Source organism: Flavobacterium sp. GW821-FHT11G01 (assembly GCF_058808175.1).
Genome location: NZ_JBXARK010000003.1, coordinates 220,853 through 236,251, shown reverse-complemented (window position 1 = coordinate 236,251; position 15,399 = coordinate 220,853). Strand labels below are relative to the sequence as shown.

The 15,399-nt window shown below is 33.0% G+C and carries 14 protein-coding genes; 4 read left to right on the top strand and 10 right to left on the bottom strand.

The window, feature by feature from the left end; translation table 11 throughout:
* Window position 1: 1 nt before the first annotated feature.
* Together AC1RRN_RS08105 and AC1RRN_RS08100 are read right to left on the bottom strand one after the other, a co-directional pair.
* The gene (locus tag AC1RRN_RS08105; RefSeq protein WP_492966817.1) at window positions 2-619 is read right to left on the bottom strand and encodes a cysteine hydrolase family protein; all 618 of its coding nucleotides are present in this window, start codon (window positions 617-619) and stop codon (window positions 2-4) included.
* Between the two features lie 254 nt (window positions 620-873).
* A complete protein-coding gene (locus AC1RRN_RS08100; RefSeq protein WP_492966816.1) occupies window positions 874-1,587 on the bottom strand; it encodes a leucine-rich repeat domain-containing protein in 714 nt (237 codons plus the stop codon).
* A 178-nt stretch (window positions 1,588-1,765) separates the two neighbouring features.
* Between AC1RRN_RS08100 and AC1RRN_RS08095 the strand changes: the two genes are divergently transcribed.
* Window positions 1,766-2,254: a DUF1761 domain-containing protein gene (locus AC1RRN_RS08095; RefSeq protein WP_492966815.1), complete on the top strand. Its 489-nt coding sequence runs from the start codon at window positions 1,766-1,768 to the stop codon at window positions 2,252-2,254.
* Between the two features lie 117 nt (window positions 2,255-2,371).
* The gene (locus AC1RRN_RS08090; protein WP_492966814.1) at window positions 2,372-3,517 is read left to right on the top strand and encodes a GNAT family N-acetyltransferase; all 1,146 of its coding nucleotides are present in this window, start codon (window positions 2,372-2,374) and stop codon (window positions 3,515-3,517) included.
* A gap of 36 nt (window positions 3,518-3,553) precedes the next feature.
* On the opposite strand, the gene AC1RRN_RS08085 is transcribed toward AC1RRN_RS08090, so the two are convergent.
* Window positions 3,554-4,423 carry a diacylglycerol/lipid kinase family protein gene (locus tag AC1RRN_RS08085; RefSeq protein ID WP_492966813.1) on the bottom strand — a complete coding sequence of 290 codons (870 nt, stop codon included), beginning with the start codon at window positions 4,421-4,423 and terminating at the stop codon, window positions 3,554-3,556.
* 62 nt (window positions 4,424-4,485) lie between these two features.
* Between AC1RRN_RS08085 and AC1RRN_RS08080 the strand changes: the two genes are divergently transcribed.
* A complete protein-coding gene (locus AC1RRN_RS08080; protein WP_492966812.1) occupies window positions 4,486-5,448 on the top strand; it encodes an App1 family protein phosphatidate phosphatase in 963 nt (320 codons plus the stop codon).
* A gap of 269 nt (window positions 5,449-5,717) precedes the next feature.
* On the opposite strand, the gene AC1RRN_RS08075 is transcribed toward AC1RRN_RS08080, so the two are convergent.
* Window positions 5,718-7,631 (bottom strand): ABC-F family ATP-binding cassette domain-containing protein, encoded by a 1,914-nt coding sequence (locus AC1RRN_RS08075; protein ID WP_492966811.1) that lies wholly within the window; start codon window positions 7,629-7,631, stop codon window positions 5,718-5,720.
* Between the two features lie 107 nt (window positions 7,632-7,738).
* On the opposite strand from AC1RRN_RS08075, the gene AC1RRN_RS08070 reads away from it, so the two are divergent.
* On the top strand, window positions 7,739-8,122 hold the full coding sequence (locus AC1RRN_RS08070; protein ID WP_492966810.1) for a DUF983 domain-containing protein: 384 nt from the start codon (window positions 7,739-7,741) through the stop codon (window positions 8,120-8,122).
* On the opposite strand, the gene AC1RRN_RS08065 is transcribed toward AC1RRN_RS08070, so the two are convergent.
* The 6 genes from AC1RRN_RS08065 to AC1RRN_RS08040 form a co-directional block, all read right to left on the bottom strand.
* On the bottom strand, window positions 8,103-9,176 hold the full coding sequence (locus AC1RRN_RS08065; RefSeq protein ID WP_492966809.1) for an NAD(P)/FAD-dependent oxidoreductase: 1,074 nt from the start codon (window positions 9,174-9,176) through the stop codon (window positions 8,103-8,105). The genes AC1RRN_RS08070 and AC1RRN_RS08065 overlap by 20 nt on opposite strands.
* A gap of 76 nt (window positions 9,177-9,252) precedes the next feature.
* Window positions 9,253-10,242 (bottom strand): type IX secretion system ring subunit PorN/GldN, encoded by a 990-nt coding sequence (porN, locus tag AC1RRN_RS08060; protein ID WP_492966808.1) that lies wholly within the window; start codon window positions 10,240-10,242, stop codon window positions 9,253-9,255.
* Between the two features lie 44 nt (window positions 10,243-10,286).
* Window positions 10,287-11,825, bottom strand: a complete 1,539-nt coding sequence (gene porM / locus AC1RRN_RS08055; protein ID WP_492966807.1) for a type IX secretion system motor protein PorM/GldM — start codon at window positions 11,823-11,825, stop codon at window positions 10,287-10,289.
* A gap of 52 nt (window positions 11,826-11,877) precedes the next feature.
* Window positions 11,878-12,525 carry a type IX secretion system motor protein PorL/GldL gene (gene porL, locus AC1RRN_RS08050; protein ID WP_492966806.1) on the bottom strand — a complete coding sequence of 216 codons (648 nt, stop codon included), beginning with the start codon at window positions 12,523-12,525 and terminating at the stop codon, window positions 11,878-11,880.
* Between the two features lie 61 nt (window positions 12,526-12,586).
* Window positions 12,587-13,984: a T9SS ring complex lipoprotein PorK/GldK gene (gene porK, locus AC1RRN_RS08045; protein ID WP_492966805.1), complete on the bottom strand. Its 1,398-nt coding sequence runs from the start codon at window positions 13,982-13,984 to the stop codon at window positions 12,587-12,589.
* A gap of 263 nt (window positions 13,985-14,247) precedes the next feature.
* On the bottom strand, window positions 14,248-15,399 hold the full coding sequence (locus AC1RRN_RS08040) for a formimidoylglutamase (protein WP_492966804.1): 1,152 nt from the start codon (window positions 15,397-15,399) through the stop codon (window positions 14,248-14,250).

The window sequence follows — 15,399 nt, the reverse complement described above, 5'->3', positions numbered from 1 at the left end:
TTTATGACTCTAAAGCTTTAATAAATTCTGATGCGGACAAAAGTGAATGTCCATAATTCGGGAAATTTGTTTCTACCGTTGCTTTTATTTCTTCCTGATTAAAAGCTCCGATTCCATCTTTAATTAAAGTTACATGATATCCTAATTCTACTCCATATCTTGCGGTCGAGTCAACACACGTATTGGCACGCATTCCGGCAATTATAATATGGTCGATGTCGTGCATCTTTAAAAGAAAATCGAGATCAGTGTTAGCAAAACCGCTCGCTGTCCAATGATTTTGAGCTATTAGATCACCTGCTATAGGCAAAAGTTCCGGATGAAACTCAGCTCCCCAACTACCCTTTTCAAAAAGTGTCAAATTTTTACTGCCGTTATGCGATGGCGAGAAAAACTTCCAGTTTAAATAATCTCCTTGTTGTGTATGCCTGTGCGGTGCATAAACAACCTGAATTTTATGTTTTCTGGCAGCAGTTAAAACCTTTTTCATGTTTTCTACAACATTTCCGCCTTCCACGGTTTCTTTTACAAAAGGCCATAATTTCCCGTTTTCTGAAAGAAAATCATTAAACGGATCAATCAATATCAAGGCAGTTCTTTTATTTTGATAAGTACTCATGATTTGAAATTTAGAAGTTACTTCAATTTCTCCCTCAAAATTCAAACCTAATTGTAATTAATTGATTTACAATAAAATACACCATAACTTGATTATTGATATACCGCTAATAAGCTGATACACATCGAAATATCAAAAAAATATTAGAATTTCAAGGCACAAAAAAAACCGTAATGACTTACGGTTTTTCAGCAATTAACTAAATATATTTAATCAACTTGTTTAACGAGAGTAATTTTCATTCATAAGCACGATTAATTTTGGGTAACAATTGTAGTTTCTTTTTCAGTATTAATTTCTAATAAAAATGGGGTTCCATCGTCATCAAACATGGTCATATTAAGCGGATCTAATAAGGCCAGATTTTTAGAAACAGTTCCTTTAAATTTATTATAGGATAGATTCATTTCAGATAAATTATGCAATTTTTCAAGTCCTTTCGGAATTTCGCCTTCAAAGCTATTATCAAACAGGCTCAGGTTTTGTAAGGCATGAAAATTGGTTATTTCAGTGCTTAAGGTTCCTGATAACTTGTTATTATTTAAAAGCAATATTTTCAAAGTCGAAATTTTATAAATTGAACCTGGTAAATCGCCTTCAATTTCATTATTGAATAAAGAAAGTACTTCGAGCTCCTTTAATTTTCCAATCTCTGCCGGCAATTTTCCTTTCAAATTATTTTTGTGCAAATCAATAGCTACTAAATTTACCAGATCAAAAAATTCAGCAGGTAACTCTCCTGTCAAATTATTATCTTCTAAATAAAGTCCAATTACTTTTCCATTTTCAGCCTGAACACCGTACCAAGTTGATACAGAAAGAGATAAATCCCATTTAATTTTCCAGTTTGCTCCATTTGTTGCATGGTAAAACTTAATTAAGGCATCTTTTTCTTTATCTGAAACGGTATCTGCATAAATATTCAATGAAAAAATAAAAGCTATAAAAAATGAGGTTAAGCTTTTCATAACAAAATTTGGGATTTGTTTACGGGTTAAAATTATACATTTTACAGATATAAAGCAGTAAATGTCGATAAAGTGTTAATAAGTAAATAATTAACAGTATTTGTACTACTTAATAAAATCGACAAACGGTATTGTTTTTTGTTTAAATTTGACCAACTAATTCTAAAAACCTCATATTATGGAAATTAACTTTATTGCACTTTTACTGGCCGGAATCGTCACTCTTGTCGTTGGATTCATTTGGTACAATCCAAAAGTCTTCGGAACCATTTGGATGAAAGAAAATGGTTTGACTGAAGAACAACTTAAAACAGGAAATATGCTTAAAATCTTCGGATTTACGTATATCTTTTCTTTAATGATCACAGTAATTTTGATGGGATTAACCATCCATCAATCAGGAGCAGTTGGCATGGTAGGCGGACCACCTTTGTTGGAAAGTGCAAAACCTTCATTTGCCGCTTTTATGGCAGATTATGGAACGGCGTATCGTACTTTTAAACACGGAGCACTTCATGGTTTCATGTCGGGATTATTTTTTGCACTTCCGGTAATTGGCATTAATGGACTATTCGAAAGAAAATCCTGGAAATATATTTTTATTCATGCAGGATACTGGATGGTGACTCTTACTTTGATGGGAGGAATTATCTGTGCCTTTGCATAAATCATACATACAAAACCCGTTTGATATCTAATTTCAAACGGGTTTTTCTTAATAATAACTTAAACCACACCGGTTATTATAAATATTATCTAATTTTGAAAAAATTAGCTCTCACTTTTGACTACAACTTATTCTTTCGAAATATATAATAGCGCATCATTATTACCTCTGGAATGGAATTCGCTAACAGCTGACAACATTTTTTTGACTAGAGAATATCTCACAGTTCTTGAAAATTCTTGTCCGGTAAATATGATTTGTCATTTTATTGGAATTTTCGATGAAAAAAAGCTTGTCGGAATTGCCATCACTCAATTTTTGTTTGCCGAAAAGCTAGAATCTTTTGGAGATCGCGATCAGTGTTTAAAAACTTCCGTGCGGAATTTTGCTTTTAAAAACTTCGCTTCACATGTTTTATTTGTTGGTAATAATATGCTAACGGGTCAGAATGCTTTTGCTTTTGATGAAAATATCAAACAATCAAAAGCGATTAAAACACTACATAAAGCGATTAATCAGCTTAAAAAAAAGCTAAAAGCAAAGGGAAAAAAAGTTCATATCACCAGTATAAAGGATTTTACTGAAACAGAAATTAAACCACTGCAAGCTGAATTTAAAAACAATTATACGTTTTCGACACAGCCTAATATGATTTTTGAAATCAATGAAAACTGGAAAATGGAACAAGATTATATTGATGCTTTATCTAAAAAGTATCGCGATCAATACAAGCGTGCCCGCAAGAAAGCCGATGGAATTGTAAAGCAAAAAATGTCCTTAAGTGATATTTTAAAATATGAAGATATCATTTATGATCTGTATTTTCATGTTGCAAAAAATGCTCCTTTTAATACTTTCTTTTTGGCCCGAAATCATTTTAGTTTTTTTAAAGAAATCATGAAAGATGATTTTTTACTTTATGGCTATTTTTTAGATGGAAAACTAATTGGCTTCAACACTCTAATAAAAAACGGAACTATAATGGATACTTATTTTCTAGGCTACGACGAAAGTATCCAGCGCGAGAAAATGCTGTATTTAAACATGCTTTACGACATGATTGCCTATTCTATCAATCAGGGTTTCAGAGAAATTGTTTTTGCCAGAACTGCACTTGAAATCAAAAGTTCTGTTGGTGCAAAACCTCTAAAAATGTATGGTTTAATTACGCACAGCAATACTTTAATCAATCACAATATTGCCCGATTTTTCAATTATCTGGAACCAAAAACAGATTGGCAGGAACGTAATCCGTTTAAATAACAACTTTGACAAAATTTAAAACTTTGACAAATATTTTTAAGGGATGGCAATTTTCATTTGCTTATGCAGAATATGAATTTCAAGATCAGTTTGTGCGCCGCAATATTCTCCATCAATTTGAAAATTCACCGGATAATCTGTTTTGATTGTCGCTTTATCTGTCGAAATAATAACAATATCATCTGAATCAATTGGCATATTTCCCGTAATAATTTTTCCAAGTAATAAGATATCCAGACTTTTTAGAATTACTAATTCAAATTTGCCATCGTTCATAGCACCATTTGGATTGATCGTAACGCCTGTTCCGTATTTTTGAGAATTGGCAATTACAATTATTCGCGCCGTGTGCTTAACCGTTTCATGATTTGCACTAATTGTAGCAACAAAAGGTTCCGCAGAATCTTTTAGTGTCGTATAAGCTTGCAAAGCATATCCCCAAAACCCTCTTAAATCACTTTCCTCGTAATTTTTTACTAAGTCGGCATTAATACCTATATCGCTTAAATGAATGCTTTTCTTGCCGTTGATACAAATCATATCCATTTCCATATAATGATGCAAAAAGGCAATTTTAAGATTTTCTTCAATAGTTACAGGTAAATCTAAATCGACTGATAAACCGTTTGCGGAACCAGCAGGCAGAATTCCGATAATAACATCGTGTTGTTCCATAGCTTCGGCAACCATTTTTATCGTTCCGTCGCCACCTGCAACTACAATTCGTTCTGGCTGATATTGATTATAAAGTTCTTGTATGTTTTTCTGATCACTTTTACCAGTAGTTTCATAAACTTCAAGATCAAAATGATTTGTGGTTGCAAACTCCTGAACAGCCTCGATTAAATCGGATTTATCAAGATCTCCGGATATAGGGTTTACAACAAATATGATATTCTTTTTCAAAATTTTATTTTTAAAGTCAATTAAAATAATTAATTTACAACATATATAAATATACGTAATTAATGAAACCAATACTACAATTATATCGCGGTTATGCCAATGAAGAAGAATTAATTGTGATGGGACATGTTTTCAAGAGAACGTACAATTATGATTTTCAGAAGAAAAACTTCAAAAACGCCACATCGATAATTAATCAGTTTAGGATAAAAACAATCAAAAATTTTGATGTTTATCTTAAACTTGGAGATCAGGAAATCCATTCAAAAACACTGGATGACGGTTATTTTAAATTTTGTATTCCGCTTGAAAAAGAGTTTAATTTTGGATGGATGGAATATGAGGTCAGCATAAAATACAAATCGGAAATAATAACGACTGTAGGCAGTTTTATTAGGCCTCACACCGGAAATCTGGGAATTATTTCTGACATTGATGACACCTTTTTGATTTCACATACCAGAAATGTGTTCAAAAAAATGTATATTCTTTTATTTAAAAATGTAAACGACCGAAAAGTTTTTAAAGACGTTGTACCACATTATCAAGCCTTAAGTTCTGCTGGAAGAAATAATAAAGAAGAGGAAAATGCTTTTTTTTACATCTCTAGCAGCGAATGGAATTTGTATCGGTTTATTGTGAAATTCACCAAAATACATCAGTTGCCAAGAGCTGTTATTTTATTAAAAGACATTAAACGCGGCATTACTGATTTTTTCATGAGTGGAAGAGGAAATCACAATCATAAATTTGATAAAATAAAACATGTTTTAGAATTTTATCCGAATCTTAAATATGTTTTATTGGGAGACGATTCTCAGCATGATCCGTTTTTATATGAACAAATCTGCAAAATATTTCCTGTTACCGTAAAAGCGGTTTACATAAGACAAACAGGTAAATTTCAAAAAAAATCTACTAAGGCTATTTTGAAAAATTTAGAAAATCTGGAAGTTTCAGTCTGTTATTTTAAAGATAGCAGCCAAGCGATTATGCATTCTAAGTCTATTGGAATTATTAAATGATCTGCTTTGTGAATACTGTAGGTGTTATTGGCACGCGGATGACGTGGATTGTAGCGGATTTAAATTGCAGATTGAAAAATTTGATACAAAAATCCTCAATTGAAAACGATTTTCCTAGCCCAGATTGAAGAGAAAAGCCCGGAGCAAAAAAAGCTAATTTTTCTTGCCAGAAAACAGCGACCAACGGAAGCTCGTTTTATGGTTTAGAAAAATAGCTTTTTTTGTGAGGACTTGAAACGGAAAGCTGGAAATAGCTCCCGAAAATTATTTTAAGCATTGAAATTGTCAATTTCTTCCTGAACGATTTCCCAGTCCAAAAGCAATTGATCAAGATCTTTTTTCTTTTTGTTATATGCAGTAAAAAATGAAGCATCTTCGATATGTTTATCGTAATTCGAAGCCAACAATTTATCATCGTGCTGAATGTCTTTTTCTAATTGTTTGATCTGACTTTCAACTTTACTTAATTTATTTTGAAGTGATTTTCCTTTTTTCTGATCTTCGTAGGATGCTTTGTTTGTTTCTTTTGGAGCAGCAGCTTTGGCAACATCTTTTTTCTCTACTTCACGCATGTTTTCAAGATTGCGCTGTTCTAAGAAATAATTGATATCACCTAAATATTCTTTGATTTTTTGGTCTTTGAATTCGTAAACGATATTTGACATTCCCTGAAGGAAATCTCTATCGTGAGAAACCAACAATAAAGTTCCGCCAAATTTTTGAAGTGCCGCCTTTAAAACATTCTTAGATTTTATGTCCAAGTGATTCGTCGGCTCATCCATCAGCAAAACGTTAATTGGCTGTAACAATAACTTACAAAGTGCCAAACGGTTACGTTCACCCCCTGAAAGTACTTTTACCTTTTTCTCAACATCATCACCACGGAATAAAAATGAACCTAGCATGTCACGAACTTTAGAACGGTTCGTGTCCATTGCTGCATCTTCCATAGTTTGAAGCAATGTAATTTCCCCATCAAGATATTCCGCCTGATTTTGAGCAAAATAGCCTAATTGTACATTATGCCCTAATTTGATATTTCCCTGGTATTCAAATTCATTTACAATCGCTTTAATAAAAGTCGATTTTCCCTGACCATTTTGACCAACAAAAGCAATTTTACTCCCGCGTTCTACCAATAAATCAATATCTTTTAAAATAACTTTATCGCCATAAGCTTTTGTTACATGCTCAGCTTCAACCACTACTCTTCCTGGTTCTTTTGAAACCGGAAAAGAAATATTCATAACCGAATTATCGTCTTCATCAACTTCAATTCGTTCTACTTTATCTAATTTTTTAATCAACGATTGCGCCATTGAAGCTTTAGAAGCTTTTGCACGGAATTTCTCGATTAATTTTTCTGTTTCTTCAATTTTTTTCGCCTGATTCTTTTGAGTCGCCAATTGCTTCTCACGAATTTCGTGACGCAATTCTAAATACTGAGAATAAGGCTTATTGAAATCGTATGCTTTTCCTAAAGAAATCTCAATCGTACGATTCGTTACATTATCCAAAAACATTTTATCGTGCGATACAATCACCACAACGCCAGGATAATTACGAAGGAAACTCTCTAACCAAATGATACTTTCAATATCTAAGTGGTTAGTTGGCTCATCCAGAAGCAATACATCATTCGATTGCAATAATAGTTTAGCCAATTCAATACGCATTCGCCAACCTCCTGAAAATGTTTCGGTTTGGTTATTAAAAACTTCTCTTTTAAAACCAAGACCTAAAAGAATTTTCTCTGTATCTCCAACATAATTATAACCTCCAAGAAGATCAAAACGATGTGTATAATCAGATAAATCTTCAATGATCTGACTATATTCTTCACTCTCATAATCGGTTCTGGTAACCAATTGATGATTTATTTCTTCTAATTTTTTCTCTACAATCTTAATTTCAGTAAAAGCTTCATAAGCTTCTTCTAATACAGTTCTTCCTTGTTCAAAATCGATATCCTGACGTAAAAACCCCATTCGGATATCTTTCTCCTGAGAAATAACTCCGGAATCAGGAGCAAAATCTCCCGCTAACATTTTAAGCATTGTCGATTTACCCGCTCCGTTCTTACCAACAAGACCAACTCGGTCTCCGGCACCTAAACGAAAAGTAACTTCTTCAAATAAATATGTTCCACCAAAAGAAACCGAAAGATTGTGTATATTAAGCATTAAATTGTTGTTTAAAGTTTAAAGTTTCATGTTTTGATACCTTAAACAGAGAATGAAAATTGTAAATTTGCTTTACCCAAATAAACGGTAAAGTAAATTTTTTGCAAATGTTAAAAAAAGGATCCAAACTAAATAGTATTTTAACAGGAAGTTGTCCAAAATGTCAAAATGAGAGCATGTATTCAGACAAAAATCCGCTTCATTTGACTAAAGTTCTCAAAATGAACGAAAATTGCGGTCATTGCGGATTAAAATATCAAATTGAACCTTCGTTTTTTTATGGTGCAATGTATGTGAGTTATGGACTAAATGTTGCCGTAGGAATTGCAGCCTTTATTGTTTCGTTTGTTTTCTTAGGAGCTTCTATAGAACAATCGTTTTTAGCGATCGTTATTACTTTAATCGTGTTATTTCCATTTGTCTTACGACTTTCAAGAAACTTATATATTAATATGTTTGTTTCTTATGATCCTAAGGCCGGTCAGAAATAAGACTCTTTAAATATCTTTTATGAAATCGCTGAATATCAATTTCACGATCTAAAGGAACATCATCTTCAATATTATCATATAAAGCTTTTGCCATAGCAGGTCCTAACATTACACCACGTGTTCCTAATCCGTTAAGAACATGAAGTGACTTACGCTCATGATGTGTACCGATTAAAGGCCTTCTGTCTTTTACTGTTGGACGCACGCCTCCAAAATGTTTTATAATTTCAAAATCACAAGTTATAATCTCCTTTGTACGATCTACCAATTCCTTCTTTCCTTCCTCAGTAGGCAAATCGGTTTTGTCCTGCCAATTGTAAGTTGCACCAACCTTAAATAAGTCATCACCCATTGGCAAAATAAAAACGCTTGTATTTACAATTACATCTAAGTTTAAACCCGGAGCTTTAATTACAAATAATTCTCCCTTTGTACCATCCAAAGGCAAATAATTAAAAAAAGGATTTTTATGTAATCCAAAACCTTCTGCAAAAATAATATGACGAGCCTGAATATTTTTATACTGAATTCCGAAATCAAAAAACTCAATATAACTATACTGAAAAGACTCTTGTAAGAGCAAATTATTTTCCAGCAAGTATTCTTTATAAGAATCCAATAACAAAGCCGTATCGACATAGCCAGTACGCAACACTTCTCCATAATCATATGGGGAATCAATACTATTGTATTTTGTAGAAATTAATTTTGTAGATAAAAAAGGTGCCAGATTTATTTTATCTGAAGCGGCAAACCAATTATTCTGTTCTTCGATCGAAAAAAACTTTCTTAAAATTGGCATTTTAAAATTAAACTGAGTTTTTAGTTTTGCCTCAATCTCTTTATAAAAATCATCCATTAAAACTAATTGTTCTTGTGCCTTCCAAACTTCACTAAAGCGCTTTAAAATTACAGGATTATACAAACCACCCGCAACTCTCGATGATATTTGAGATTGATCATCTAGCACTAAAATAGATTTGTTGTTTTTAAGGGCAATTTCAGCAAAAGAAATTCCGGCTAATCCAGATCCGACAATTAAATAATCTAACATTTTGATATAGGTAAAAAATAAAAAAACTCTTACTACAAAGGTAGTAAGAGTTTTTGTTATAATGTAATATAGATACTTAGTAGTTCCACATATCTTGCTCGAAATTACGAATCTTTTCTTTTACTCTTTCAGATTCTAACAACTGATTTTGCGCATTGTCTTTCATGTATTCTTTGATCTCACGATCTCCGTACAAGTTTTCTTCTTTGTAAATTACAGCATTAAAACGTCTTGAATTTAAGATCTGATCGAATGAAATTGGCAATGCTGAATTATTGTCATTAAAAGCTTTCGCCTCATGTAATGCTTCTCTTGCATTTGGGAAGAAAACCCAAAATAACTCGATATAATCCTTCTCATCACTATTCATCGTATAAACGTCAGGCGTAACTGGACAAATTCCAAGTAAACGATATTTCAATTCACTTTGACGTTTATCAAAATACCAATATCCTTTAATTTTGTATTGTGTAACGTCCTGAGCAGTTAAATCTTGCTTAAGAATATACTCAGCAGGAACTGTTCTTGTTGCTCCAACTGTCTCATCAACATAAGTTACAACTTTCTTTTTACCAGTACCAGTAACTACTTTTTTCTTCACAACGTGAGTTTTGTAGTCATCTGGGTAAGCATTGATAAGTTCTCTACCAGCATCAGTTGTATCAATACGAGATAATGATCCTTCGATGTCTTTCATAGATTTTTTAGTATTGAAATAACTATCAGTATAAACTTCAGTTACTTTACCACTTTTGATGGCTTTCGTCAAAACATCATAAAGAGAACGTCTATCCGAACCAATATTAGCTGTATCTATTGGGAAATATAAAGGAAAGTTGATTTTTTCATTCAAATCAATGATCTCCCAAGTTGTTTTTCCCATCAAGACATCTCTATCATCTACGTAACCATAAGCTAAAGGCTTATCGTTGTCTGAGATAAGTTGTGCAGGAGTCTTAAGTCCTATCTGTGCCGGTGTTTTTGCATTAAGCAGATTCGATTGCGCATGAGAAGCAAAACCTCCAGCGATAGAAACAATAGCTATTAAAAAATTTCTTACTTTCATCATGATATCATTATAAGATATTGAACGTAGTTTTACCTACTTTATTATTGTATTTCGTAAATTACCGGAGCAGTACGTGGCAATAAATAACTACCAGCTCCAACAAGTTTAGTTTTAATTTCAGAAATTGTAACCTGATCACCTCTACCTGCTCTAGCAAGAACTGATTTACATTGTGCATTTAATTTATTACCAGTAACTACAACTGTAGGCTGCCCAGCAATTTTCAAATTAAATCCAACAACATCTAAACCAACTTCGAAATCAAAGTCAAGTAATTTAGCACCAATAGTAGCAATTTCTAAGTTAGATTTAGGTCCTTTAACAACACCCATATCTCCTCTAATTGTACCAGTTGGTCCAGGAATACCTTTAATTCTGAATGTTTTCTTATCAACAACTTTATCTCCGTTTGGCAATGTACCAGTTACAGAAATTGTAGTTTCATTACCTGCACCAGGGCTCATGTTATATTTACCAGGTTTTCCAGCAGAAGCTAAACCTGGAGCACTTGCAACAATTTTGTTAGCATCAACACCAGCGAATGAAACAGAGATTGGGTTAACAACACCTCTATAAACAACATTCATTTTATCAGCAGAAATAGTAGCTGAATTAGGTTTTGGTACTACAACATAAGTTCCTTTAAATTTCAAAGGAATGTTTTTTCCATCCTCTAAGAACGTAAATTGTCCATTGATATCCTGCTCACCAACACCACCTGCAGTTAATGAAATAACAGCTTGTCCGTTAACGATTTGTCCAGGTCCTTGGAAAGAAGTTGGTTTAGTATTTTCGTCATAACGACCTAAAACTACCTTACCTGTAACTTTCTCACCTTGGAAATAAGCATTTTTATCTAAAACAACAATAGCTTGGTAATTGCTATAAGAAGCAGCAGCAACCGCAGCTTTTCCTAAAGCAGCACTGTAAACATCAGACTCCGCTTTTTGAACGTCATTTTGCCAAGCTGAAAGTTTAGCTAATGAAGCAACAGCAGGAAAACCTTTAAAGTGATAAGCTAAATATTTATCTTTTAAACCTTCTTTGTTTTTTACATCAGAAACATCAAATTTCTTTTCAATCTCAGCAACAATAGCAGCATATTTTTTATCTGCTAAAGCCCCTTTCATAGCAGCTTTGTATGCCTCAATATGAGAAATGATATCTTTTCCTTTAGCAGTATATCCTTCACCAGTAAACCAGTTGTCGATATTATCACCTTTGTCCATAGACTCATAAGGCAACTTTCCAGTTTCTTTATCAGTTTCAAAACCTTTTAAAACATCACCTTTCAAAGATCCGATATATGCATAAAATTCTTTCGAAGCTGTTTCAACTTTATGAGCTGTAACTGCAGCAATAGCGAATTCTCCTTTTGCTTCAGCAGCTTTTTGATCTAACGACATCAATAAACCAGCATTTGATTGTTCTGAAGATGTGTTAGCGCTTTCAAATTTTTCATTCATTAATCCAAAAGCAGATAAAACTTCTTTGGACATATTCATTGCTAACATTGCGATGAAAACCAGATACATCAGGTTAATCATCTTCTGTCTAGGGGTTAATTTTCCTCCTGCCATTTTTTTCTAATTAGTTCTTATTAATAAATTTAATATAATAGTTAAAAACTAATTATCCTTTGTTACTCATTGCAGAAAGCATACCACCATAAACACTGTTTAAAGAAGCAATGTTTGCAGTCATTGATTGCATTTGTTCTTTTAATTTAGAAGCATTTTCAGCGATTTCGCTGTTTGCTTGTGCATTTCTTGAAGCACTTTCTAATTGTACTTTGTATAAGCTATTTAATGATTCCATTTGCGCAGCAGCCATAGACATTTCTTCAGCATATTTCTTTTGTCCTGCAATAGAATCTACTGTTGGAGAAATTGCTTTTGCAGCTCCTTCGAAATTTTTGATGCTGTTTCCTAAACTTGACATTAATTCTCCGTCAATTTTAGCCTCTTTCAACATAGCATCTAATTTTTGAGACAACAATCCTTGGGCGTCAGTTGGAGTTTCAGCTTTGTCTTCTTTTTTTCTAGCCTGACCATTTGCCAATTCTGGGTAAACAAGAGTCCAGTCTAATTCTTCGTCTACCGGTTCGAAAGCAGAAAGAGCAAAGATTAACGCCTCAGTTACCAGTCCTACAGAAAGCATTAATGTTCCTGTTAACGGTCCGATTTCAAAGTGAGTAATTTTGAATAATGCACCAATAATTACTACTGCCGCTCCCATACCATAAGCGAAATTCATTGCTTTTTTACTTAATAATGCCATAATACTTTTTTTTAGGTTTTAATAAAATAGATTTGATTTGGTTATTGAATTTAATTGTAATTTACTTTTTCTTTTTGCCTCCTGTTACCTGAGTTCCCATGTAATCTTGTACAGTTCTGAAACCAATGTAACTTCTTGCAGAGTCAGCATATTCGTGATCACGTGTACTTACCTGTAGGAAATAAGCAACGTCTTTCCAAGATCCACCACGAACTACTTTTCTTTGATTGTTTCCGTCGATAACGTTCGGATTCATTGTTGAAACGTACTCATATGCATTTGGATTGTAAGCTGAATCCGTCCATTCTGAAACGTTTCCTGCCATGTTATACAATCCGTAACCATTTACTTCATATGATTTTGCTTCAACTGTATATAAAGCTTCATCAGCAGCATAATCTCCTCTGCTTGGTTTGAAGTTTGCTAAGAAACAACCTCTGTCACTTTTCGTATAAGGACCACCCCAAGGATAAGTAGCAGACTCCAGACCTCCTCTTGCAGCATACTCCCATTCTGCCTCTGTAGGTAATCTGAAAGCATTTACTAAGTCACGTCCTTTTTTCTTAGATTTAATATAGCTGTTTTTGTTTAAAGTTCTCCATGCACAGAAAGCTTTAGCTTGTTTCCATGTAACACCAACTACAGGATAATCTCCGTAAGCTTTGTGCCAGAAATAATCATTATGCATTGGCTCATTGTATGAATAAGCAAAATCTTTAATCCAAACTGTTGTATCAGGATAAACACTAACTTGTTCAGTTTTAACGAAATCTTTTCTTTTTCCAACCTTAGCTTTAGCAGCAGCCTGGATATCCATCCAAGAATAACGGAATTTCAATTTATTTACATCAATTGTTCTTAAACCATTGTAAGATTCTTCAATTGGCAAATACATAGAATCCATTACCTCAGTATAATACTCATCCGGATAAGCTTTAGTATCTTTAATTAACTTAACTTTTTTGTTTAGTTTTCTACCAGCATACGGATCATCTTTTGTTCCTACACTATAGTAATTATCATACATATACTTATCATAAGCCGTCATTTTATCTGGCTCAGAATCATTAAATGCATAATCAGCGATACTACCGCCTTTTTTACCTTTATCACCTGTAGATTTCTGTCCAGTTTCATCAGCCAAAATAGCCAAACGAACTCTCATTGTAGAGTCTTTTACCCACTCCACAAACTGACGATACTCGCTATTTGTGATCTCAGTTTCATCCATATAAAATGAACGAACTGTTACCGTTTTAGTTGGAGCGTCTTCTACATTAGCTAAATCAGCATCTGATTTACCCATAATAAAGGATCCACCCGGAACTAATGTCATTCCGTAAGGTTTCTCAGGATGCCATTTCCCTCCTGTAACACCAACTAACTCACCTTTGTCACCTGACTTACCACAGCCGATTACTAGTGATAACATTGCTGCAAATGCAAAAAACTTCTTCATATAAATTTGGGATTATCTATTCATTATTATAAGTCCGTAAACGTATTTATTATTTATCTAAAAAACAATACTAGTTGCGAAATTTATTTTACCGTTCAAAAATAATGTTAAATAAAATAAAAAAAAAATATTTTATCGACAAACTAGCATAAAAAATCGACGTAAAACGTTAAATTTTAAACAATATAAACTTTTTCCTACTAAATTTTCTTAACTTATTTTTAATAATTCTAAAGAATTAAGATTTTTTTTAAAATTATCCTTTACAAAGCATTTTTTCTTTGTGCTTTCCACCATCTTTCTGGCAATTCTTGGTTACAAGCACACAAATATTCGTCATAAGAACACGGTAATAACGTATTTCTTTTCAATTTATTGTTTCCATTTGATACAAACGGAATTTCGATCCACCAACGCTCTGTTTTATCACTTTTGTAAAAAATCAATTCTTCATCTTCCAGTGGCACAATGTATTTCAGATAGTTAGTTCTGCTTCCAAATGGATATTCTTTAGAACGATAATGATATCCTTCAATAAAATACCAAACAATTTGAGCAATCATTGTTGACTCATATACGGTACTATTGTGATTAAAGATTCCAAATGACGAAACTTTATCACTAATTCCAGCATATCTTGCTAATGAACAGATTTCTTTTCCGTTAAAACCATTAGGTTCAAATAAAACATTATTACCTGAAGCAGAAGACTTTACAGAATTCAAATCAATACTAACCAAATCAGCATCTCTAAAGACAGGTTCCGCCAAAGCGATTTTATTTGAAATTTCACCTAAACGATAGGCATCAAAAAACAACTTTTCAATTAAATCAATTTCTTCCTGTGAATTGTAATAGGTCTGATATCCTATATTACAATAATTAAAGAGGTTATTTGGCTCATCTATAATGATTTTCGTCAAATAAGAATTGGCAGAAACTGTTTCGTTTTCCTTACCAAAATCAAATCGATTGTCTACCGCTACCATATTTACCATTTGCTCTAAATCATCATACGCACGATATAAAGCATAGGTCAAATCCTGCGAACCTCCCAGGACTATAGGAATCACTTTATTCTTAATTAAAGCAGCCGTTACCTTTTTTAATGCAAAATAAGTATCTTCTACTGAATCTCCTGCAAGTATATCTCCTAAATCAGCAATAGAAGCATCCCAGTTACCCGGAAACATACTGTAAAGCTTTTTACGAACAGCCGTCAGGTTAACTTCATTAACCATATTGATATTTCTTCGATCTTCTAAAACACCTACTACAGCTATCTGCACCTTGCTAATATCAGGAAATTGATCATGAGTATGCAAAACAATCTTGCTACCTAATTCTTGTGAAGACAACGAACTAATGAATTGTAAAATTCCGTCGTTAACTGGTTCTAGAAAATCAAATTCCAT

Bases quoted from the DNA above. Each gene is read 5' to 3' on its own strand.
- AC1RRN_RS08105 (WP_492966817.1), bottom strand. From the start codon at position 619: ATGAGTACTTATCAAAATAAAAGAACTGCCTTGATATTGATTGATCCG.
- AC1RRN_RS08100 (WP_492966816.1), bottom strand. From the start codon at position 1,587: ATGAAAAGCTTAACCTCATTTTTTATAGCTTTTATTTTTTCATTGAAT.
- AC1RRN_RS08095 (WP_492966815.1), top strand. From the start codon at position 1,766: ATGGAAATTAACTTTATTGCACTTTTACTGGCCGGAATCGTCACTCTT.
- AC1RRN_RS08080 (WP_492966812.1), top strand. From the start codon at position 4,486: ATGAAACCAATACTACAATTATATCGCGGTTATGCCAATGAAGAAGAA.
- AC1RRN_RS08075 (WP_492966811.1), bottom strand. From the start codon at position 7,631: ATGCTTAATATACACAATCTTTCGGTTTCTTTTGGTGGAACATATTTA.
- AC1RRN_RS08070 (WP_492966810.1), top strand. From the start codon at position 7,739: ATGTTAAAAAAAGGATCCAAACTAAATAGTATTTTAACAGGAAGTTGT.
- AC1RRN_RS08065 (WP_492966809.1), bottom strand. From the start codon at position 9,176: ATGTTAGATTATTTAATTGTCGGATCTGGATTAGCCGGAATTTCTTTT.
- porN (WP_492966808.1), bottom strand. From the start codon at position 10,242: ATGAAAGTAAGAAATTTTTTAATAGCTATTGTTTCTATCGCTGGAGGT.
- porM (WP_492966807.1), bottom strand. From the start codon at position 11,825: ATGGCAGGAGGAAAATTAACCCCTAGACAGAAGATGATTAACCTGATG.
- porL (WP_492966806.1), bottom strand. From the start codon at position 12,525: ATGGCATTATTAAGTAAAAAAGCAATGAATTTCGCTTATGGTATGGGA.
- porK (WP_492966805.1), bottom strand. From the start codon at position 13,984: ATGAAGAAGTTTTTTGCATTTGCAGCAATGTTATCACTAGTAATCGGC.
- AC1RRN_RS08040 (WP_492966804.1), bottom strand. From the start codon at position 15,399: ATGGAATTTGATTTTCTAGAACCAGTTAACGACGGAATTTTACAATTC.